Consider the following 23,559-nt stretch of genomic DNA (forward strand, 5'->3'; position numbering starts at 1 on the left):
AGATATGGATAAGTTAAAGGCAAGGGAAATTTTTGATAAGTATACAAAAAAGCTCAGGATAGTTCCTGAGTGGGATATTAGATTGGAATTTGTGGAGGATGAGGACTGGAAGAAGACGGGGGATTTTAAAATTGATCCAACTGATAAAAAGGCAATTTTAATGTTAAATGCAGCGAGTCCCAAGGACGAAAACATCGAGGAGACGATCGTTCACGAGCTCATGCACATAAAGTTGTATCCACTGGACCAGGTCTGCGAGTCCATGATAATTAATATGTTTGAAGAGGGAAGTAAGGAGCAGAACTTCGCATATCAAACTTTTTTTGAAACCCTTGAAGTTACCGTTGAAGAGCTGGCCAAGTGCTTCCTGTTGGAATTTGGGGAAAACACAGAATTTTCTTTTGGAAGGATGGATAAAATAAAGTCCTTTAATGAATTGTATGATGGCCTTAAGAAATTGGATTAAGGGATTGAAAATTTGGCTCACATTATTGTGGGCCTTTTTTGTATAAAAAAATGGTCACCATTCTCCTCAGATTGTTGCAACCAATCAAACAAAATTTTTTGGTCACCATAATCTCGTCCTCGCGGCATCGAGCCTGCTCATACGAGGTGTCCACAATAAAGTGGACGGTACATGGCTACATATATATTCGTTGGATAATTAATATGTTTTTATATCTCCTCTTTACCTTTCTACATACTATTTGCTAGGGAATTTCGATGAGATTCGAATATAATATCTTTTTCCCTCTATACATACAATTTGTGAGGAAAAATTGATGAATTTTTGTAGCTTGAGACTTTTTAGGAATGAGGCGTAGTGAGTCCTACGCCGCAGTGACGAAAAAGTCGAACACTGCAAAAAGTCGCAATTTTAACCACAAATTACTGTCTGTGAGATGGGTCGGTGATCCCAATAATCTGTCCCACCGGCACCGTAAACATGAGTCCAACTCCCGGCTTGGTCATGTCGCCCAGGATTTCTTGGATGGCTTTGATTGCCTTGTCCAGTGTTTCTTCGTCATCGCAAACTGTAAAGACGACTTTGTTGTAGGGTCTGTTGTTGTCGATGGCAAAGCGGAGGAGGCCGCCAAATAGTTGGCCGTCGCCTGTTGATAGGGCCGAGCCCATGCCTTGTGAATCTATAATGGTGGCTCCGCGCACACCTGATTTGACTAGGTTTTCTAGTATTTCATTTAACTTATTGGTTTCGTTTAAAATTAAGAATAATACGTTTTTCATATGTCCTCCTATTTCCAAGTTTTATCTACGCCGTCTACTTCTCCTGCCTTGGTGATTGAAATCTTGGCTAGTATTGGTCCCATGATTTCAAAGACTAGGACTGAGAAGAGGATTACTGTGATTATTTCTCCTGCATGGTCGGGGAGCTCGCGCGCCACGATCATGGACAGGCCGATTGAAATTCCGCCCTGGGGCAAAAGTGCCAGGCCCAACCATTTTTGTACCCTTGGAGGGGCGTTTACCATTTTTGCTCCAATGGTTGCTCCTGAAATTTTCCCTATGGCCCTGGAGAGGGCATAGACAACTCCGAGAAAGCCGATTGATTTTAAGACCGACAGGTTCAAGCTTGCTCCAGCAAAGGTAAAGAAGAGCAAGTGAATTGGCGGTGCAAATTCATTTATGATATCAAAGATTCTTTTGATATTGCGATTGAGGTTGCAGGCTGTTGCGCCGACGACCATGTTGCACAAGAGGGGCGATATGCCGAACATATTGGCAAGGCCGGTTGTGCCAAGTATGGTCACCAGGATTAAACAGAGCATGTGGTCGTGCGATTTGATCTTGGTCGACAAAAATGTAAAAATATAACCGACCACAAAGCCGAGTCCAATTGAATAAATTATTTCCAAAAAGGGTGCTGCAAACATCATGACCTTGGAGACATCGCCGGTTGCCCCTATGCTAATTTTGGCAAGAGACATACAGATGCCAAAGGCGATTATGCCAAGCACGTCGTCAAGAGCCGCTACTGGAAGTATGGTCCTTGTTAGGGGGCCGTCAGCCCTGTACTGTTTGATAACCATAACCGTGCCTGCAGGCGCTGTGGCAGCTGACATGGAGGCGATGATTATGGAGAAGACAAAGCTCTGTCCTAAGACAAATCTCATCATTACAAAAACAAAGGCGAGAACGCCCACAACTTCCATGACTGTGATTACAAAGACATCCTTGCCCAGCTTTTTTAAATCGGGCAGGAAAAATTCTCCGCCGATGGCAAAGGCTATGATGCCTAGTGCAAATTCGTTTACAAACTCAATAATGCCGGCGTCGTCTGGGCTTACGAGTTTTAAAAACGAGGGGCCCAAGAGCAGTCCAGCCAGCAAATATCCTGTTACATTTGGTAGATTTAACCGCTTGGAGACCTTGCCTCCTGCGATTCCAAATAAAATTATTATAGCTATTTTTAAACTTATATTCATCCCACCACTCCTCCCTTAATGCCTTTATTATATCATATTTTAGGCATTTTTTCTATCTTGTGTTTAATATATATGTTTTTTGTTAACCTTTTTATTTTAAAAGGGCTTTTTTATTGGACAAATATTTTTTTGTAAGACAAATTATCCCAAGGCCTTTAACCAAAATGTAATTGCAGGAGGCGAAGGTCTGTGGTAGAATAAGTATATATTTACTTTTTGATGTGGAGGTTTTTATGCTTAAAAAAATTTTAAGGGACAAGGAATTTGTAAATGCGACCTTGCAGATTGCAATACCGGTTACAATTCAGTCGCTGATTGCCTCGTCCCTAAATACTTTGGATACTTTTATGATTACCAAGCTTGGCACAGCCGCCATTGCAGGCGTTGGTCTGGCCAACCAGGTTTTCTTTTTCTTTAGCTTTTTTCTCTTTGGTTTAAATACGGGATCGGCTATTTTATTTTCCCAGTTTAATGGCAGGGAGGACTTTAAATCTGTGCGAAAGACCATGATCCTCTCCCTCAAATTTTCATTTTTTATAGCTCTGATCTTTAATATTTGCGCCCTAACTTTCCCCCATCAGATTATCGCGCTTTTTATAGCCGATGATCCTATGGTTATTGAAGCTGGCGTAATTTATTTAAGGGCGGTTTCCTCTTCTTATATAGTGACGGCTCTATCCTTTGCCTTTGGTGTGGCCATGCGGTCGACGGGCAATCCCCGTACGCCTTTAATGGCTTCCATTATTTCGTTTTTTGCCAACGCCTTTTTTAACTACTGCTTTATCTTTGGTAAATTTGGCATGCCTGAGCTGGGCGTTTTGGGCGCAGCAGTTGGTACAATAATCGCCAGATTTATCGAGCTGGGCGTTTATATTTTTGTAGTTGTTAAGTACAAGGGGCCTCTTTATTTTAGGCTGGCCGAATTTTTCAAGACGGATTTTAAATTTTTCAAAAACTTTTCCCTAATAGTTATACCGGTAATTTTGGAGGAAATCCTCTGGTCATTTGCCCAAGTCCTCTACAACTTTTTCTACGCCAAGACCGGTGTTGATTCAACGGCGGCCGTACAAGTGGCCTTTGCCGTTTCAAATATGCTTTATATATTTGCCCGTGGACTTTCCTCTGCAACTGCGGTTGTAGTTGGGACCAAGATTGGCGAGGGCGATTTGGACCGGGCCCAAGACATGGCCGACAAGTCTATCATCGCTTCGCTTTATCTGGGAGCCTTCCTGGGAATAATTTTAATTTTGGCCAGGAAATATTTGTTACTGCTCTTTGACCTGACACCTGAAGTTAGGCAAATTGCCATGGAGGCCTTAGTTGTAATGGGAATTTTTTATCCAATCAAGACCGCCAACTCCACAATCGTGGTCGGCGTTGTCCGCGGCGGTGGCGACATAAAATACTCCCTTGTGGCCGAGACTTCGACTGCCTATCTGATCGGCGTGCCAATGGCTTATTTGGGGGCCATAGTTTTGGGATGGCCGCTATATGGGGTCATGGTTTTGATTTCTCTGGAAGAAGTTGCCAAGTTGCTTGCAACCTTGCCCAGGACCAGAAATAAAAAATGGATTAGGAGGCTGGCGGCATGAGCCTAGTCGCAATTGCAATTGTAATCTTAGTCTATTTAATATTAAAATTTTCTTTCAAGACTATTATCAAGCTCCTGGTAAACGCAGCTGTCGGATTTGTTATAATTATTGTTATAAACGCCTTTATATCCATGGTGGGCGGGGAGATTCCCCTGAACTTTTTAAACTCACTCCTCATAGGATTTTTCGGCGTGCCCATGGCAATCATAATGGTGGTGTATTATCTATGGATCAAATGAGAAAATATGGTGACGGGATTTATGTAAAGGAATTTACGGACGGGTCTAAACTTTTTATGACGGGCCTTCCCTATAACTTTCGTCGCTACAATGTAAAAAATACCAACAAATTTTTGAGACACTTCAAGATGACGAACAAGCCCATTTCAAAGACCAGGCAAAAGCACACGAAAAATATAATCGTCGACCCGCATCCGGGCGAGTACGTGGGCGTGGATGGCTTTATTAGTGACGGAAGTCCAGTCATGGTCGTCACGGCCGATTGCATACCGATTTTAATCAAGGACAAAAATTCCAAGAGGGCCGCTCTCCTGCATTCGGGTTGGCGGGGCGTTAAAAAACGCATTTATTGTGAGGCCATAAATAAACTTGGCAGGCGGACAGAAATGGAAGCCTATCTCTTACCGTCCATACAAAAAGCCTCCTTTCAAGTGAGTGAGGACTTTGTAAAGGAATTTAAAGGGCGGAGGGACTTTAACAAGTTCTTAACTGTGGATGAAAAAAATCCAGGCAAATATTATTTTGACCTGCAAAAATTTGTCAAGGCAGAGTTGATAGGTGCAGGATTAAAGGCGAAGGATATTCATATAAGCGGACACGATACATTTACAAGTAAAACCTTCCATTCATACAGAAGAGAAAAAAATAATTATGGGCTGAACGCAATAATCTATTTATAAAATATTTCGTGTTAAATTCGCGATAAAGGCTTGTTTCGAAATATTTGCTCGTTGCGACGTATCATTTATACGACTCACTCGCAAAATTTCTGCACTTCGCCTTTCTCATCGAATTTTCCTACGAAATATCAGTGCATATAGGGGTAAAGTTAAGATTATTTTCTTGAAAAATTATGTGTATAAAAACTAAAAAATAACGCGAAGCGTTTGTAGGGGCTACCTTTATGGTAGCCATATTTTTTAGTTTCTTTTTGTAGATATTTTTTAATAACTAAAATCTAATGGCCATTTCATTTGGTCATTTTTTATTTGCATTAAGGGTATAAATAAATATAGTCAGGAAATCTGTATTTACATAAAGGAGGTTTTTCGATGAAAAGATTTAATCTGTTTATTATAATTGCGATAATTTTCGCCATGATTTTTACTATGGCGTGTTCGAAAAAAGTTGACGACCCTGCCACTAGCAAGAGGCCAGTCACTGATGAGAAGGCGGACACTAGTGAAAAGACGACCACTGATGAGGGGGCGGATGCTGGTGAAAGGGCGGACGCTGGTGAAGAGGTGGACACTAGTGAGAAGGCGGACGCTAGTAAAGGTCCGATGACTAGTAGAGACCCATTCAAAAGTTTAGATCAATCTTTGGTTGATGGAGCCATTATGGGGTCCAGGTCTGACCATGTCAAGGACAGGGAATTGTGGAAGGACTTGACCGATCCGAAATTAATGGAATTGGCCAAGAATCCTATTGACGGCCTTCACCTACCTGAGATTTTATTGACATCTAATGACGCCATGAAGGTCAACGATGAGCTAATAAATCTTTCTCAAGAATTTTTAAAGATTATTGAGGAAAGTAAAGACGATTATGCTGGCACCGACCTGCCTGTGGATGCAAGTTTTTCTGTCTATGATGACGGGGAAATTATTAGCGTCCATTTGAAATATTTAAATCTCAATGAAGGATATTTTATAAAGCACAAGGTTTATAACTTTTTAATTCCAGACAGGATTTATCCAAGTACTGGTAAGCTGATAAGCGACGAGGAACTTTTGGAACACTTTGGCATTGGCAAGGATGAGATAATGGGTCGACTGGAAGCAACTATCCAAGGGGAATACGATCGCATGGCAAATCTTTATGATTCGCAGATAGACGATAAATATTTCTTGTCGGGCACAAAGTATTTTGAAGGCCAGGCCTTAAATGAATTATGGGATTCCTATAACCCTCAAAAGAGCCAAATTTTTATAGATCAAAATGGCCAGGCAAATTTTATTTACAAGCAGTATTCTGAAGCTGGTAGTGGAGAGTCCATAGCGACAGCTCCAATTCCTGGTCTGAATATAAACGATAGCGAAATCTCACCAGCCTTTATCCAAACGGCCAAGGCTCTTGGCCTAAATCCAGAGGACAAAAATATAGAGGCCTTTATACTCTTTGTTGGCGGAGCCTATGATGAAGATACTACGAAGAGTGTGGTAGCAAACCTCTATCCTTGGCAGATGGTATTTAACAATTACGCAGATCCAGTATTTTTGCCAATGATTACGACAGACCCAGAAACTTTTGATATAAGTCTGATGGGCCAAGAATTTTATTTGGTAATCCCCAAGTACAAGGCGACATCTATTGCCCTTAGGCAGTTGGATTTGACTGAACAAGGAAAGTTATCTCAGGTGGAAAATCTGGCGGTTGAAAATATGTCCGTTACTGGTCCAGCCTTGCTGGCGGTAAATATCAGCGACATTTATTCAAATGCCAAGATTATTTTGAGGCACAGGGACCAAGTGAGTGAGTTCACGCCATTTATCAGCCTCAAAGACGGCAGCCTAATAATCGATCAAGCTTCTGTGGACGGGGAAGGAATCGTGGATGCGACAGGGCTTTTTTATAAGCTGCCGGCGAAGGAGGATTTTTATTCGTATCTACTTTATAGCAAAATTATGAGCCTCATTAAGTAAATTTGCAATAAATTTGCGGTTAAAATTGCGAATTTTTGCAGTGTTCGACATTTTGCTCATTCCGACGTACCCTCTAGTACGCCTCATTCGACAAAATGTCTCAAGCTACAAAAATTCATCAATTTTTCCTTGCAAATTATGTATAGATAATGGTCGTTAAAGGCCATTTTTTATTGAAAAAATTTAAAATACATTGTGTATATATCAATGGTATTTATTCAAAAATCGCTCTGCGGTTGTAGGGGCTACTTTATGTAGCCCGAAAAGTCTCGCCCGAAAGGTGAAGGGGAAATATTGAGCTTGTAACAACAACAAAAATAAACGACCAGATTTCCTGGCCGTTTTTGTTTGCAAATAAGATGTCTTATGATATAATTTAAGGAGGAGGTAATATGATTACTAATAAATATAAAATTAATCTTGAAAGCATGCCGGTTGTACCCCTGCGTGGTCTTTCGATTTTTCCATATATGATGATTCACTTTGATGTTGGCAGGCCCAAGTCTATGAAGGCGATTGAAGTTGCCTCCATGAAGGAAGAGCCTATTCTTTTGGTTACCCAAAAAGACGCCAAGACCGAGGACCCAAAGGCGGATGATTTTTACCACTGGGGGACGGTTGCCAATATTAAACAGATTATGAAGCTGCCCACAGGCGGCATTCGCGTTATGATTGAGGCCAAGATGCGTGGCCATATTGAAACTTTTACAGACGAGGGCGAATATTTTGAAGCAAATGTTTCCACTTACCAGCCCGACTTTGACGAAGATGATTTTGATGATGAGGTGACAGCTCTGGTTAGGCTGATAAAAAAAGACCTGGAAGAGTATGTCAGCCTTCATCCAAAGATTCCGGAAAATGTTTTTATGAATGTTTACGACGAAGACGATCCGGAACGCTTTACCGATATAGCAGCTGCTATCACGCTTTTAAAGGAAGACGAATACCAAAACTTGATCAAGGAATTGGATATTAAAAAGCGTCTGACTTATTATTATGAAGTTTTGCAAAAAGAATTAGAGCTCTTGGAACTGGAGGAAAAAATTAACGTCCGCGTTAGAAACCAGATGTCCAAGATGCAAAAGGATTATTATTTGCGCGAGCAAATCAAGGCTATCCGCAAGGAGTTGGGCGAGGAAGAGGAAATCCACGCCGAGATTGAGGAGCTCAAAAAGGCTATCAACGACAAGCCAATGCCCATTGAGGTCAAGGAAAAGGCCCTGAAGGAAGTCAAGAGGCTTTCGCAAAATGCTTTTAACACAGCTGAGACTGGCGTTATCAGAAATTATTTGGATTTGATTTTGGATTTGCCATGGGAAGAAGCCTCTGAAGGCGAAATCGATTTGGACAGGACCATGGAGATTTTAAATCGCGACCACTATGGCCTGGTCGATATCAAGGACAGGATTGTCGAATACCTGGCTGTTAAGAAATTAAATCCAGAGTCCAAAGGCAATATACTACTCTTTGTGGGCCCGCCAGGAGTTGGCAAGACCAGTATCGCAAGGAGCATAGCTGAGGCACTTGACCGCGAATTTGTCCGCGTGTCCCTAGGCGGTGTTCGAGACGAAGCAGAAATTCGCGGCCACAGGAGGACTTACGTTGGAGCCATGCCGGGTAGGATTATTTCTGGCATCAAAAAAGCTGGGACCAATAATCCGGTCTTCCTCTTGGATGAAATAGACAAAATCAATTCAGACTTTAGGGGAGACCCTGCGTCTGCGCTTTTAGAAGTTCTTGACCCTGAACAAAACAAGGACTTCGTGGATAACTATTTGGATTTGGAATTTGATTTAAGTCAAGTTTTATTTATTACGACTGCAAACTCTTTAGACATACCGCCAGCCCTCTTAGACAGGATGGAAGTTATCAGGATTAGCGGTTACACAGATGATGAGAAGTTAAATATTGCCAGCAAATATCTCTTGCGCAAGCAAAGGGAAAATGCAGGCTTAAACACAAATAGTTTTAATATCACAAAGCCAGCCATCAGGGAGATTATCGAAGCCTACACCCGTGAGGCAGGCGTTAGAAATCTGGAACGCGAGCTGGCCAAGGTTATTAGAAAGGCCGCTGTTAAAATTGCCAAGGGTGAAGTTGATAAGGTGTCTGTAGGTATAAAAGAGGTCCACGAATTTTTGGGACCAGAGATTTTCACTGCAGATGTGCTGGGTAAGCGGGACAAGGTTGGTGTGGCAAATGGACTTGCATGGACTTCTGTTGGCGGAGTCAACTTGCAAGTAGAGGCAATCGCAACTCCGGGCTCGGGCAAGATCCAACTCACAGGAAAATTGGGCGATGTAATGAAAGAATCAGCCTTTGGAGCTGTGACTTATATTAGAAAGAACGCGGAAAAACTTGGAGTGGAGGACGACTTTTACAAAAAAACCGACATCCACATTCACGTCCCTGAAGGGGCAGTCCCCAAGGATGGACCGAGTGCTGGCATCACGATTGCAACAGCGATTTTATCAGCCTTAAGCAACAAACAAGTCGACAGGACAGTTGCCATGACAGGCGAGCTGACTATTACAGGTCGTGTCCTTGCCATTGGCGGCCTCAAGGAAAAAGTTTTGGCTGCAAACAGGATGGGGATCAAGGAAGTTATAATTCCAGAGGAAAACGCAAAAGATTTGAGCGAAATTCCTGATAATGTAAAGGAAAATATTGAATTTCATTTTGTAAAAAATGTTGGAGAGGTGTTTAAAATTGCACTTAGATAAAATTATTTCAGCAGAATTGGAGGCCATTGCAGTTAAGCCCGACGGTTACCCCGAGGCAAATCTACCTGAGATTGCCCTGGCCGGCCGGTCAAATGTGGGCAAGTCCTCTTTTACAAATGCCATTATGAATAGGAAGGCCCTGGCACGGACATCGGGTAAGCCGGGCAAGACCAGGACCATAAATTTTTACAATATAAATAATCAGGTCCGCTTGGTCGACCTGCCGGGCTACGGCTATGCGGCCACCAGCCAGGATGAAAAGGATAGGTGGGCCGATTATATAAACACCTATCTGGAAACCCGGGAAAACCTCAAAGCAATTTTTTTAATCGTGGACATCAGGCACGAGCCCACAGCTCTGGACTGCGCCATGTATGATTACATCGTCCACACAGGGATAGATTGCGTAATAATTGCAACCAAGGCGGACAAAATCGCCAAGGGTAAGTATCAGCAGGCGGAGAAAGTTATAAAGAAAAAGCTAAAGGCAGTCCACCCGATTGTACCGTTCTCATCAGCAAATAAGTATGGAATTGAAAAGGCTAGAGAGCTGATCGAAAAATACATCTAAAAATTTGCAGTTAATTTCGCGTTAAATTTGCGATAAAGGCTTGTTTCGAAATGTTTGCTCACTGCGGAGGGCACTAAGCCCACCTCATTCGCAAAATTTCTGCACTTCGCCTTTCTCATCGAATTTTCCAGCGAAATTTATGAATATAGGCAGAGAGAATCTCATCGAAATTTCCTCGCAAATTAAAAAGGTGAGTGTAGGTTTTTTCTGAAAAATATAATAGAAAAAACAAGCGAAGCGTTGTAGTGGCTGACTTAATGTCAGCCATTTTTTATTTAATGTTATATGTAAGACCGAAACCTCACCCCATAAATGGGGATCGGCCTCGGAATGTCCGAGATAAATCGGACTCTACCTACGTGTTGAGAAATATCCGTTGGAAAAGACTCGCACGCGGGACATCGAGTCCACGCGCACGAGTGGCGACCATTTCAGGATCGCCGTTACGCCACAGCCATTGCTAGGGGATTGTTTGAAATTTATTCTTTTTTAATGTAAAATATACCTATTAATGATATAAAGATAAGGAGAATTTTTATGAAGATTTTAGATGACAAGGGGAGGCTATTTGGTCTAATCAATATAGTCGACCTATTTATACTTGTAATTGTGGTTTTGGCCATTGTTTTTGGGGCCAAGAGGTATTTTACCAAGCCTGACGAATCCAAGATGATGAAGCCAGCCAAGCTGACTTTTGAAATCAATGACGTAAGACAGGTGACTGTTGACACGATCAAGGTTGGCCACCAGCTTTATTGGGCTGATCGCAATACTCCGCTAGGAGAAATCGTTGAGGTAAACCACATTCCTTTTGAAAGACCAATTGAACAAAATGGTCAGTGGGTTAACATGCCTGTGCCTGGCAAGTATGCGGTGACTTTTGTAATCGACGCCATGGTCAAGGACGACGGCAACGCTTTTTGGCTGGGTGGCGAGCAAATTCGCGTCGGCATCAAGTATATGGTAAAGACCAAGTATATGAATATGGAAGCCCATATTGTGGGTTTTGATATTGATGAGTAATTCAAAGTTTGTAAACGGACTTGTAATAATAGGTAAATATATAGGCAGGGTTTTTGTATCCTCAAATCTCTACAAGATTTTTACTCGTAAGCACGGGAAGACAAATTCCAAAATCGTGCGGACTTTGGTTGACGAGGACTTGTCCAAGGATTCCAAGGCTTACGGCTTTATAGAAAAAACCTTGGAAGAGCCAAGGGTTTTTGAAGCAAAGGCTTCGGTTTTCTTGAGGGCTGGGGAAAAATTATCCACGTCAATAATTGCAGGTTTGGCAGCTTTTGTCATGATGACAATCGCCTTTGCTTTGGGGGTTATCGGTAAAAAACTTTTGATGGTCGGCGGAGTTTTATTAATCGTGGCCTTGTTTATTGGTTGGATTATTTCCACCAAGGCCTACGAGGGCAGCCAGGTCGTCAGGTTTTTTAAATACGCCTATAGGTTAGAGGAGGATGGCCATGGAAAATAAAGCTGTTGTGAAGAGAACCATAGACAAGGACCAAGTTATCTACGCCCTTGTATTTGCGATATTGACTCTTGCCTTAGGGATTTTTATGGGCGGCAAATTTGCTTTGCTCGCAATGGCCGGTGCCATGGTCCTGCCCATAGTTTACAAGTACCAGTTTTTATCTCTCAATTTATTTGTAATGGCCTATGCCTTTTTGCCGGACATAGTGATTTTGGCGGCGGAAATTTTATTTTTCGCGGTAATGGTTATTGATTTAAAATTTAACAAGAAGGTTATCAAGGCAAATACGCTTTTGATTCCAATGTTTTTGGTCGGGATTTTTATGATAATAAATTCCTTTACCAGTTTAAATATCTTGGGCTCTATGAGGGATTTGGCCTTTAACTTTGGTGGCATATTTTTGGCCCTTATGGTCTACAAGGAAGTCAACACAAAGGAAAGGCTCAATAATATCTTGACCTCGATCGCAATTGGTGGAGCCCTGGTCGGAGTTTTTGGCCTTTATCAATTCGTATTTTTGGGCACGGTCCAAAGGGAGTGGATAGACGCTAGTCTCAAGGGCGTCATCACCAGACGGGCCTACTCGGTCTTTATGAATCCAAATATCTTTGCCGAGTATTTGGTCCTGGTAACGCCCCTTGTAGTCAGCCAATTTTGGGCCCACAGGGACGGCTTTAAAAAATTTATTTATCTAATGATAGCCGGCCTACTTCTATTAAATATGATGCTGACATTTTCACGTGGAGGCATGGTTTCAATTGCAGTTGCGGCCATGGTGTTTTTGTTCTTTGCCATGAGACCTCTCTTTGTATTTTTGATCCCAATAGGAATTTTTTCTATAAATTTCCTGCCAGAGAAAATTCAAAATAGGATTTATAGCATCTTTAACTTTGCCGATTCATCCACCAGCTACCGTTTTAAGATGTGGGGAATTACAAAAGATTTGATCAGAGACAATCCAATGGTCGGCGTTGGCTTTGGCCACAAGGCCTTTAAACAGGAGTTTGAATTATTGATTCGGTCCATGCCAATCTTCCACGCCCACAACACTTATTTGGAAATTATGGCTGAGGGCGGAGCGCTGGGAATTATTTCTTTCCTATATATAGTGATTGGGTCGATAGTAAATTTATTTAAGAGTGGAATGAAGTCTACAGACAAATATATAAGGACGGTTTCCATTGGGCTTTTGGCAAGCATCATAGGAATTTTGACAAATGGAATGACCGAGCACATCGTATATATAAATAGGATAATTGTTATGCTTTGGATGGTCTTTGGTCTGACGGGCGCCCTTAGAAATATATACGAAGACGAAAAAGAAAAAATAAATGCAAATTAATTTTTAAAGATAATTTTTATCCAGGGTTTGATGCCCTGGATTTTTTGTAATATTTTTTCTGTTGCCTTATTGTAACTATTACAAATCAAAAGACTTTCGAATACCGTATGACTTGATTTTATCGAGCTAGAGGGACTTATGTAATTTAAAACACATTTTGGATTCGCTTTAATCAAGTATTACTATTAAGTTTACCCTTGACATAAACTTGTAACTTAGTTATAATATTCGTGTTGGGAATTTCCCAAACAAAAGGAGGAGACATATGAATAAAAAGTTATTGGCTTTAATTCTTGCAGCTTTAATGGCTATTACAATGCTAACAGCATGTGGCAAGAAAGATGAGCCAGCAAAGAAAGACGAACCTGCAGTTACAGATAACTCAGACAAGTCAGAAGACAAGAAAGACGAAGAATCAAAAGATGATTCAGCTAGCGAAAATGATGGAATGATCAACGGCGAAAAAATCGACGAAGACCAATACATCAACACATTTATGGATCTATGGCCAAACACATACGACCCATCAAAAGGTAACGATACTTATGGTAACAATGTTCTTGTTAACGTCTTAGAACCACTTATCAGATATAACGAAGACCACTATGAACCAGCTGGTGCTGAAAGCTGGGATATCTCAGATGACGGTCTAACTTATACTTTCCACATCAGAAAAGGAAACAAGTGGGATGACGGTAAAGAAGTTACAGCTGAAGACTATGCTTACGGTATCAGACGTTCAGCTATGCAAGACACTGCATCACCATATGCAAGTTTCACTTACCCACTAGTTAACGGTCAAAAAGTTAACTCAGGTGAAGCTGATATTGAAGAACTTGGCGTTGAAACACCAGATGAATACACCCTAGTTCTTACACTTGGCAACCCAGTTCCATTCTTCTTGGACATGCTTCTAAACAGAGTTTACTTCCCACAAAGAGAAGACTATGTTGAACAATACGGCGACCAATACTCAACAGACCTAGGCAACATCCCAATGTGTGGACCATTCCTAATCGAAGATATGACATTAAATAATGAAATCAACTATGTTAAGAATCCAAACTTCTGGAATGCTGCAAACGTTATGCCAGACAGAGTTCACGTTGCTATCTTAAACGACCAAAACACAATCAACAACGCTCTAATGACAGGCGAAATTGACTACTCAGGTGTTGGTGATCCAAAGGTTCGTGAAGAACTTGAACAATCAGGTGAATACAACATTCTTAAGAGACAAAACCCATGGACAGGTTACTTCATGATGAACTACGGTCCAGATTCACACGTAGCTAACAACAAGATCACAAGAGCTATTGCAGCTGTTCTTGACAGACAAGAAGTTATCGACAACGCTTGGAACGGTACACCAGTTCCTGCATATGCATTCGTATCACCAGTTATGAGATGCCAAGGCGTAGAATTCAACAAAGAAGGCGAAGGCCCAGCTAAGAGATTGATGGAAGACATCAAAGATCCAAAGGCTCTATTCGAAGAAGGAGTTAAGGAACTTGGCGGAGATCCAAACGGATACGTTGTAAGACTACTTGGTTCAGACAACTCAGACTCAGGACGTATTGCTATCGAAGCTTTCCAACAACAAATTGAAAAGGCTCTAGGATGCAAAGTTGATGCTCAAAACCTTGACTGGAACGCATTTACAAACGTAGTTGAATCAGGCGACTTTGATATCGCTTGGGCAGGTTGGGGTGCAGACTACAACGACCCAATCAACCTACTCGAAACAGTTTACTCAAAAGCTCCAGCTTACAACATTGGTTGGGTTAACGAAAAATTTGACTCACTTCTAGAAGAAGCTAGAGTTGAAGTAGATGCTGAAAAGAGAGCAGAACTATTAAGAGAAGCTGAAAATATTATGATTTATGACGACGCAGTTATTATTCCTATTAACCACGGCGTTGCAAATATCTTCAGAAAGAAATACCTACGCGGTGCAGCAGACAACTGGTTCACAACAATGGGCCTACAAACTCTATACACTGTAGGTAGATAAAATCAACTAATTAATTGGTAGGACAGGGCGAGCTTTTTATAAAGCTAGCCCTTTTACCTACATAGGAAGGAGAAAAGATGACAAGATACGTATTAAGGCGTATTGCCTTTATGATTGTTACACTACTTGTAATCTCGGCTGGTACATTCTGGATGATGCACTCTGTACCAGGTAATCCATTAACCAACATGGCAAAGAAAAACTTGCCACCTCAAGTTATGGAAAACTTTATGAAAAAGTATAAGCTCGACAGACCTATCTCTGAGCAATATGTAATCTTTTTGAAAAATGCTGTCCAAGGGGACTTTGGTGAATCCATTATCTACCCTGGCCAAAAGATTTCAAAGACTATTGCAAAGACAGCGCCAGTAAGTGCTAAACTTGGTTTTATTGCTCTTATTATCGGCTTTACTATAGGTGTTACACTAGGTTTTGTGGCTGCTTTAAACAGGGGTAAGTGGCCAGATTATGTAGTTATTGCTATTTCAATCTTGGGTGTTACAATTCCATCATTTGTTATGGCTGCCCTCTTACAATATTTCTTGGGCAACAAACTCAGATGGTTCCCTATCACATACAAGGCGAAAAACTGGAAGTCAATGGTTATGCCTATCATTGCTCTATCATTTGGTACTATTGCTACTTATGCAAGGTACATGAGAAGCTCTGTTCTAGAAGTTGTTAACTCAGACTATGTTTTAACTGCTAGGGCAAAAGGCGTAAGCAAAATGGGAGTTTTATTTAAACATATTTTAAAAAATGCGATGATTCCAGCTATTACTATACTGGGACCACAAATTATGGGCGTTTTTGGAGGATCATTTATCATTGAAAAGATTTTTGGTATTCCAGGCCTAGGATTTTTCTTAGTTAAAAGTATTCCAGATCGCGACTACCCAATGATTATTGCAACTACAGTTTTATTTGCATTTTTATTTGTAGTCAGCCAATTGGTTGTTGATATTGTCTACGGTCTAGTTGACCCAAGAATTAAGATTCAAGATTAGGAGGGACAAATGGAAAAAGATATTAAGCTTGATGCTTCCAATATCACCCCAGATATGTTTAAACGCATACCTATGGATGATGACGAAGCGGAAAAAATTGCCCGTCCTATTATTACTTTTTGGGAGGACGTTTGGCGTCGTTTAAAGATGAATAAGGCAGCTATGTTCTCTCTTGTTCTAATTGTTTTATTAGTTTTTATGTGTATTTTTGGACCTATGATGAATAAGTTCGAATACGCTACCCAAGATGCAAGTGTTAGAAACCAAACACCAAATGGGACTTACTGGTTTGGTACTGACTCAGCAGGTAGAGATATTTTCACCCGTATTTGGATGGGTGGTAGGAAATCTCTAACCATCGGTTTGGTCTGTGCTTTTGTAGCCATGCTTGTAGGTGTTACCTACGGGGCTATCGCAGGTCTATCAGGTGGTTGGGTTGATACAATCCTCATGAGAATTGTTGAAATTATTTCATCCCTACCTTATCTATTGATAATAATATTGGTCCAACTCTGGCTGGATTCTCAGACCTTTGGGACCATGCTCTTGGCACTTTCTCTTACAAGCTGGACCGGTACTAGCCGGCTGGTTCGTGGTGAAGTTTTAAGGATTAAAAACGAAGAATTCGTACTTGCAGCAAGGACACTGGGTGTTCCTCAATCAAAGATCATTTTGAAGCACTTGGTACCAAATGCTATGAGTATTGTTATAGTTGGTGCGACTTTTGATATTCCTGGCTTTATTTTCTCAGAAGCCTTCTTATCATACATGGGTCTTGGACTTAAACCACCTGAAGTTTCATGGGGTATTATGTCCAGTGAAGCTCAACAACAACTCATGTTCCACCCTTACCAACTATTCTTCCCAACACTTATGATAGCTTTAACCATGTTATCATTTACTCTTTTGGGAGACGGTCTAAGAGACGCTCTTGACCCTAAACTGAGAAAGTAAGGAGAGAATTATGGCAGATAAATTAATAGATGTAAAAAATTTACAGGTATCCTTCCACACCTACGCTGGTGAAGTTAAGGCCGTTAGAGGTTTGGACTTCCACGTAAACAGGGGGGAAACCTTGGCTTTTGTAGGTGAATCTGGTTGCGGTAAGAGTGTTACCGCCAAGGCTCTTATGAGACTTTTGCCAGAAGAATCCTCAGAAATTAAAAAAGATTCAATCATCACCTTTGAAGGTGAAGATGTTATGTCTATGAAGGGCAAGAGACTTACTGATTTAAGGGGTGGAGACATTGCTATGATCTTCCAAGACCCTATGACATCTCTAAACCCAACCCTTACAATTGGCATGCAAGTTACAGAAGCTCTCAAAATCCACAGGGGATTAAAGGGTGACGATGCCAAGCGTGAGGCCATTAGACTATTAGAATTGGTTCAAATTCCTGAAGCAGCCAAGAGGTTAAAATCATATCCACACGAATTATCAGGCGGTATGAGACAAAGAGTTATGATCGCCATGGCGCTATCATGCTCACCAAAACTTTTGATTGCTGACGAACCAACAACAGCTCTGGACGTTACTATCCAAGCTCAAATCTTGGACCTTATCCACGATTTGAAAGAACAAATGCACACAGCTGTTATCCTTGTAACTCACGACCTGGGAGTTGTAGCAAACTTTGCTGACAGGATCCAAGTTATGTATGCAGGCGACATCATTGAAGAAGGTACTACAGATGAAATCTTCTACAATGCTAGACACCCATACACCTGGGCCCTATTAAACTCAATTCCTAAGGTTCACGATACCAAGAATGACGACTTAAGAGCACTTGGCGGTACACCACCAGACTTATTATTGCCACTTCCTGGCTGCCCATTTGCACCAAGGTGCTCAAGGGCTATGGAAATTTGCAAGAAGATGGCTCCACCAGCAAGCGTGCACTCAGACACCCACCGTTCATGGTGCTGGCTAGAACACGAATACGCCGGAGAAATCGACTGGCAAGCTATGAGAGAAGGAGGATACTAATATGACAAAAGAAGTACTAGTACAAGTTGAACATCTCTCAAAACACTTTAAAGTTGGTAGACACCAAATTTTAAAGGCAGTTGACGATATTTCATTTAATATTTACAAGGGCGAAACCTTTGGTGTTGTAGGTGAATCAGGTTGCGGTAAGACAACTGCAGGCCGTACAATCCTCGGCATGTACCCAGCAACCCATGGTAAGGTTTTATTTGATGGCAAGGACGTACACTCAATGAGTAAAAAAGAAGCCTTTGACTTCAAAAAGAAAGCCCAATATATATTCCAAGACCCTTACGCAAGCTTGGACCCAAGAATGACCATCGGCGATATTATCGCTGAAGGTATGGACACCCACTTTGACCTATCCAAAAAAGAACGCACAGATAGGATCAATGAACTTTTGGGCACAGTTGGTCTAAACAAAGAACACGGGGCACGTTTCCCACACGAATTATCAGGTGGACAAAGACAACGTGTAGGTATTGCAAGAAGCCTTGCAATTGAACCAAAGTTCATCGTTTGCGACGAACCAATCTCAGCTCTTGACGTAAGTATTCAAGCACAAGTTGTTAACTTGTTAAATAAATTACAAAAAGATATGGGCCTAACCTATATGTTTATCTCCCATGACTTGTCAATGGTAAAACATATTTCAGATAGGATCTGTGTAATGTATTTGGGATCAGTAGTTGAACTTGCTAAGTCAAGCGAAATCTACGAAAACTCCCTCCACCCTTACACCCAAGCCCTAATCTCAGCAATACCTGTACCGGACCCAGAAGTTGGTAAAAAATCTAACAGGATCCACCTAGAAGGCGAAGTACCTTCACCAATCAACGTCCCACCAGGATGTAAGTTTGCAGGTCGTTGCTCCAAGTGCATGCCAATTTGTAAGGAAGTTGCTCCTCAATTGAGAGAAGTAAAACCAGAACACTTTGTGGCCTGCCACTTGTATAACGAATAAAAATTTTGAAGGCGCTAATTAGTGCCTTCTTTTTTTGTGTGAGTTGATTTAGCTTAGACGAAATATTTGAATTTTACATGCAAAAATAAATAAAACAAAAATCTATAATTATAATAAATAAAATTACAAAAGCCTTAAAATAAAACGACTTTATGGTATAATAGATAATAGATGGATAAATGTCCTTAAATTTTATAATTTATAGGGAGAAAATAAAACAGAAGGAGAAGAGGATGAGAGATTTTTTTAAGACTTTTAAGCGGATGCTAAGGGAGACCAGGGCCTTTGACAAGAGCTTTTTCTGGGTCTTTGCCGCCATAACTATTTCAAAGGGGCTCTTGCCAATATTTTTATCGATAATTCCTAAGCTCATGGTCGAGTCTTTTGACCAGGGCCTGGAGGCAAAGTGGACCATAATTTACTATGGGATAATTTATTTTGTAATTGCAGCCATTGGTATGCTGGTAAGCTCTTATTTAAAAGAGTCGACCGCTAGCAATCGTTTTGATGCTCGTTTTAATTTGATGGGCAAGATGTTTGTCAAGGTCTTAAATGCCGACTACAAGTACATAGTTGATGAAAATTTTTGGGACCAATCCAGGGAGGGCTTTGAGTCCTTGTCATCGGACATGAGGGGCTACCAAGGTGCCCTGGAGAATTTTATAGATTCAGGGGCAGATGTGCTTTCTATTATAATCTTCCTTATAATACTTGGCATGCTGAGTCCGCTAGTTTCTCTTACCTTGGCTCTTTATATTTGCCTTTTTGTTTATATAGAACTGGAGAGGACACAATTAAAACTTGCCATGCAAAAGGATGAGAACAAGCATTTGAGAAAGCTTGATTATCTCTACGAAACGACAGGGGCCTTGGAATACGGCAAGGAAATCCGCATCTATGACCTGGGTGAAGACCTGATGAAGAGGTATAAGGAGGCCGTGGCTGATTACAAAAACTTTTTAAAGTCCTACAAGCGTAAGGACTTTCTCTACAACAGCTTAGCTGTCCTTGGACTTTTGGGATCATCAGCCCTCGCCATTTGGTATTTGATAACCGGCTATAGGTCGGGTGATGTTAGCTCGGCTAATTTTATGATGTATCTGTCATCCCTGATTTCCCTGGGCGTATTGGTCGAGACCTTTACCAGGAGATTTTGCTTTTATGTTATTAGCGAATCTAAGAAGACACGGACGGCCTTTGAGCTTTTGGATTCAGACCTCAGCCACAAGGGCGTCATGGATTTGAAACTGAGTCCCCCTATGGAAATTGAATTTAAAGACCTCTGGTTTAGGTACGCAGACGACAGTCCCTATGTATTAAAGGGTCTAAATTTAAAGATAAATGCCAATGAAACTGTGGCCTTGGTTGGTAGAAATGGGGCAGGTAAGTCGACTATAATTGCACTTTTAACTGGCTTTTACGAGCCGACCAAAGGCCAAATCCTCTTAAACGGAGTGGATATAAGTAAATTTTCCAAGAAAGACCTCTACACTTACTTTAATGGAATCTTCCAAAATGTAAATTTATTTCCACTTGACTTGGCCCACAATGTTGCCATGCAGGAAAATCCAGATGAGAAAAAGGTCTGGCAAGCCCTTGAAGCTGTTGGCCTAAAGGAAAAATTCCAGGCCCTATCTACTGGCCTAAAGACGCAAATCCTAAAGGGCGTTTACAATGACGCGGTGGGTTTGAGCGGTGGCGAGGCCCAAAAGGTTTCCATATCTAGGGCCATTTACAAGGACGCACCAATCACTCTCTTGGACGAGCCGACGGCTGCCTTGGACGCCTTGGCTGAGTACGATATTTACACAGGCTTACACAAGGCGTCTGATGCCAAGACTTCGATTTACATTTCCCACAGGCTCTCGTCCACCAAGTTTTGCGACAGGATAGTCTATCTTGAGGACGGCAAGGTCTTGGAAGAGGGGACCCACGATGAGCTCTTGGCTAGGGACGGAGAATACGCTAGGATTTTTAAAATCCAAGGCAAATACTATCAAAAGGAGAATTATGAAGATGAAAAAATTTAAAGAACAAAGTAAAATCTACAAATTCATTTTCGGATTTGCCTTTAAGGTAGCCAAAAAAGAAATGATTTATATAATCATGGGCGGGCTCTTGTCAGCCGCCATGCTCTTTATAAATCTCTTTGTGCCAAAGCTTATCATTGACAACATTGGGACCAGTACACCCAGCCAGCTGCTAATCTACGGGGCAATGCTGGCCCTTGCCAACCTGCTCTTTGCCAAGCTGCCCGGCATTATCCAAGAGGCTGTGGACAATTCTTGGGACACGATTTATATAAATATCAGAGACCACATGGCCGATAAGACCTTGAAGCTTAAATTCGAGGACTTAGAAAATCCTGAGATTGTATCCATCAAGGAGAATGCAGACTTTATCAATCGGACCAACGCTCCTATGATTTCCTTTATATCAAATAGCGTTAACTTTATAATCTCTCTTTTGAAATTGGCCCTCATAACTGGGATTGCCTTGTCTTTTAGTCCACTGATGACAGCGCTTATGATAATAATCGCCCTGGTCCAAGTCAAGATGTCACAAAACATCATGGTCCTCATGAACAATTTTATGTCCGGCATTGTTGAGACCAATAGGATTTTCTCTTCATTTTTTAATATTCTTGGCAACGATCTCAAGCAAATGGACGTTAGGATGTTTAATTCTGAAGAGCTAATCACTCATAATTTGAATGATTTTTCTGATAAAATCAACAGCAATTTTAAAATCATGAGAAAGAAGATGGCCAAAAACATTTCTCTCATGGGTATTTTAAATGTTCTAATCATTGCAGTTTCATATATTTACACTGGTCTTAGAACGATTGGCGTCCTGGGTGGGGAAAAGCTGGGATTGGGTTCATTTTATTTATACAGTTCGGCCCTGGCTATGTTTAACACCAATTTCTTTGATATGATAAAGTCCCTATCCTTTATGAATTCAAGTGCGGCCATGATAAAACCCCTCTATGATTACATGAATCTGGAGGAAGAAGAGGCGAGCGATAGTGATAAGGAAAGCTTGAAGGCAATCGACAAGATTGAATTTAAAAATGTCTCTTTCAAGTATCCAGCCTCAGAGGCAAATGTACTAAACGACATTTCCTTTGAGATCCACAGGGGCGAAAAGATTTCAATCGTGGGCCTAAACGGGGCTGGTAAGACCACAATTATAAAACTTCTCTGCGGTTTTTACACGGCAAATGATGGGAAGATTTTAATAAATGACAAGCCTATTGATGCTTACAAGAAAAAAGACTTGCAGAAAAATATTTCCGCAGTCTTTCAAGACTATCATCTATTTAACTTTACAATCGGCGAAAATATTTCCTCAGACCCGACCTATGACAAGGCCAAGGTCCAGAAAATTATCAGCGATTTGAATTTGACCGAGAGAGTCGCCAAGGCCAAGGATGGCGTGGACTCACTGGTCGGCGTGGGCAACCTGGAGGGCGAACGCTTCTCCGGCGGCGAGCGGCAAAAAATCGCAATTGGCCGGGCATTATACAAGGATGCGGACCTGGTTATCCTCGACGAACCGACATCTGCCCTGGATCCTGAGTCCGAGGCGGAGATCTACGAAAATTTCGCCAAGCTGGTTCACGATAAGACTTCGATTTTTATTTCCCATAGGATGAGCTCGTCAGTTTTTTGCGACAAAATTTTGCTTCTAAATAATTCCAGGGTCGAAGCCTTTGACTCCCACAAGAACCTGATGAAAAATACCGACAGCTTGTATTATAAGCTCTTTACCACCCAGCAGGAAAATTATTTAATAGAAAAAGAAAAGAGCCAAGTTATGTAGTCTCAAGCGGAAGTAAAAGCTTCCGCTTTTTTCTTGCTTGATTGTATCAAACCTTGGGTAGAAAAATATTGAAAGATAAAATAATTTACAAGGAGGATCATATGAAAATTGGATTAATAGTTGGATCTTTGAGAGAAGATTCTTATAATATGAAAATTGCAAAGGCAGTTAAAGAGATGCTTGACGGAGATGTGAAAGCTGAAATTATAGATATAAAAAATATACCATTTTACAATAGCGACTTGGAAGGAGATAAACTCCACCCAGAATTTAAGAGAATCAGGGAAGAGGTCAGAAATTATGACGCCTTTATTTTCTTTACACCTGAGTACAACAGGTCCTTTGCCCCAGCCGAAAAAAATGTCATCGACATAGTTTCGGTTGACCCAAACGGCAGTGGAATATCCGGCAAGCCAGCCACAGTATTTTCTGCATCAATCGGCGGCATGGGAGGACTTGCAGGCAACCTGGCCCTTCGCCAAGTCTTTGTAAATGTAAATTTAATCCCCATGCAAAAACCGGAAATATATCTGGCAAATGTGGGCGAATGTTTTGATGAAAACGGCAAATTGCTTGATAAAACCTATGACTATGTCAAAAAAGCTGCCGACGCCTTTGTAGACTTTGCAAAGAAATTCGCATAAGAGGTAAGATGAAGCAGGCCTTGGCCTGCTTTTTTATTGAGTTTTTTACTTTAGTGCTTTTAAGGCAAATATAATA

20 protein-coding genes are annotated in these 23,559 nt (G+C 41.2%); 18 read left to right on the top strand and 2 right to left on the bottom strand.

Features of this window, described 5'->3' with window-relative positions; all coding sequences use genetic code 11:
* Positions 1-4: 4 nt before the first annotated feature.
* A complete protein-coding gene (locus AC6FXG_RS03455; protein WP_500571589.1) occupies positions 5-466 on the top strand; it encodes a hypothetical protein in 462 nt (153 codons plus the stop codon).
* Positions 467-888: 422 nt separating this feature from the next.
* Here the strand turns inward: AC6FXG_RS03455 and AC6FXG_RS03460 are convergent, their stop codons facing one another.
* Positions 889-1,245, bottom strand: coding sequence for a P-II family nitrogen regulator (locus AC6FXG_RS03460; protein ID WP_500571590.1), 357 nt, complete (start codon positions 1,243-1,245; stop codon positions 889-891).
* Positions 1,246-1,253: 8 nt separating this feature from the next.
* Entirely contained in the window at positions 1,254-2,444 is a 1,191-nt protein-coding gene (locus AC6FXG_RS03465; protein ID WP_500571591.1) for a cation:proton antiporter, read from the bottom strand.
* 233 nt (positions 2,445-2,677) lie between these two features.
* Here AC6FXG_RS03465 and AC6FXG_RS03470 point away from each other — a divergent pair, with 233 nt between their 5' ends.
* The 17 genes from AC6FXG_RS03470 (at position 2,678) to AC6FXG_RS03550 (ending at position 23,483) form a co-directional block, all read left to right on the top strand.
* The gene (locus AC6FXG_RS03470; protein WP_500571592.1) at positions 2,678-4,036 is read left to right on the top strand and encodes an MATE family efflux transporter; all 1,359 of its coding nucleotides are present in this window, start codon (positions 2,678-2,680) and stop codon (positions 4,034-4,036) included.
* Positions 4,033-4,275: a pro-sigmaK processing inhibitor BofA family protein gene (locus AC6FXG_RS03475; RefSeq protein ID WP_500571593.1), complete on the top strand. Its 243-nt coding sequence runs from the start codon at positions 4,033-4,035 to the stop codon at positions 4,273-4,275. The genes AC6FXG_RS03470 and AC6FXG_RS03475 overlap by 4 nt, the downstream gene beginning before the upstream one ends.
* Positions 4,263-4,955: a purine nucleoside phosphorylase YfiH/LACC1 family protein gene (locus tag AC6FXG_RS03480; protein ID WP_500571594.1), complete on the top strand. Its 693-nt coding sequence runs from the start codon at positions 4,263-4,265 to the stop codon at positions 4,953-4,955. Before AC6FXG_RS03475 ends, AC6FXG_RS03480 begins: the two co-directional genes overlap by 13 nt.
* 372 nt (positions 4,956-5,327) lie before the next feature.
* A complete protein-coding gene (locus AC6FXG_RS03485; RefSeq protein ID WP_500571595.1) occupies positions 5,328-6,920 on the top strand; it encodes a hypothetical protein in 1,593 nt (530 codons plus the stop codon).
* A gap of 392 nt (positions 6,921-7,312) precedes the next feature.
* Positions 7,313-9,643, top strand: coding sequence for an endopeptidase La (lon, locus tag AC6FXG_RS03490; RefSeq protein WP_500571596.1), 2,331 nt, complete (start codon positions 7,313-7,315; stop codon positions 9,641-9,643).
* Complete coding sequence (gene yihA / locus AC6FXG_RS03495; protein WP_425432820.1) at positions 9,630-10,214, top strand: ribosome biogenesis GTP-binding protein YihA/YsxC; 585 nt, start codon at positions 9,630-9,632, stop codon at positions 10,212-10,214. Before lon ends, yihA begins: the two co-directional genes overlap by 14 nt.
* 537 nt (positions 10,215-10,751) lie before the next feature.
* Positions 10,752-11,237, top strand: coding sequence for a DUF4330 domain-containing protein (locus tag AC6FXG_RS03500; protein WP_075574199.1), 486 nt, complete (start codon positions 10,752-10,754; stop codon positions 11,235-11,237).
* A complete protein-coding gene (locus AC6FXG_RS03505) occupies positions 11,230-11,700 on the top strand; it encodes a hypothetical protein (protein WP_500571597.1) in 471 nt (156 codons plus the stop codon). Before AC6FXG_RS03500 ends, AC6FXG_RS03505 begins: the two co-directional genes overlap by 8 nt.
* On the top strand, positions 11,690-13,042 hold the full coding sequence (locus AC6FXG_RS03510) for an O-antigen ligase family protein (protein ID WP_500571598.1): 1,353 nt from the start codon (positions 11,690-11,692) through the stop codon (positions 13,040-13,042). Before AC6FXG_RS03505 ends, AC6FXG_RS03510 begins: the two co-directional genes overlap by 11 nt.
* Before the next feature lie 265 nt (positions 13,043-13,307).
* The gene (locus AC6FXG_RS03515) at positions 13,308-15,056 is read left to right on the top strand and encodes a peptide ABC transporter substrate-binding protein (protein WP_500571599.1); all 1,749 of its coding nucleotides are present in this window, start codon (positions 13,308-13,310) and stop codon (positions 15,054-15,056) included.
* Positions 15,057-15,133: 77 nt separating this feature from the next.
* Complete coding sequence (locus tag AC6FXG_RS03520) at positions 15,134-16,063, top strand: ABC transporter permease (protein ID WP_075574195.1); 930 nt, start codon at positions 15,134-15,136, stop codon at positions 16,061-16,063.
* Positions 16,064-16,072: 9 nt separating this feature from the next.
* Positions 16,073-17,017, top strand: a complete 945-nt coding sequence (locus tag AC6FXG_RS03525) for an ABC transporter permease (RefSeq protein WP_500571600.1) — start codon at positions 16,073-16,075, stop codon at positions 17,015-17,017.
* 10 nt (positions 17,018-17,027) lie between these two features.
* Complete coding sequence (locus tag AC6FXG_RS03530) at positions 17,028-18,050, top strand: ABC transporter ATP-binding protein (protein ID WP_500571601.1); 1,023 nt, start codon at positions 17,028-17,030, stop codon at positions 18,048-18,050.
* Between the two features lies 1 nt (position 18,051).
* Positions 18,052-19,014: an ABC transporter ATP-binding protein gene (locus AC6FXG_RS03535; protein WP_075574192.1), complete on the top strand. Its 963-nt coding sequence runs from the start codon at positions 18,052-18,054 to the stop codon at positions 19,012-19,014.
* Between the two features lie 233 nt (positions 19,015-19,247).
* Positions 19,248-21,044 (top strand): ABC transporter ATP-binding protein, encoded by a 1,797-nt coding sequence (locus AC6FXG_RS03540; RefSeq protein ID WP_500571602.1) that lies wholly within the window; start codon positions 19,248-19,250, stop codon positions 21,042-21,044.
* Complete coding sequence (locus AC6FXG_RS03545) at positions 21,031-22,839, top strand: ABC transporter ATP-binding protein (protein WP_500571603.1); 1,809 nt, start codon at positions 21,031-21,033, stop codon at positions 22,837-22,839. Before AC6FXG_RS03540 ends, AC6FXG_RS03545 begins: the two co-directional genes overlap by 14 nt.
* Before the next feature lie 101 nt (positions 22,840-22,940).
* Positions 22,941-23,483, top strand: a complete 543-nt coding sequence (locus AC6FXG_RS03550; RefSeq protein WP_500571604.1) for an NADPH-dependent FMN reductase — start codon at positions 22,941-22,943, stop codon at positions 23,481-23,483.
* The last annotated feature ends 76 nt before the right edge of the window (positions 23,484-23,559 follow it).

The organism is Ezakiella massiliensis (assembly GCF_059862345.1).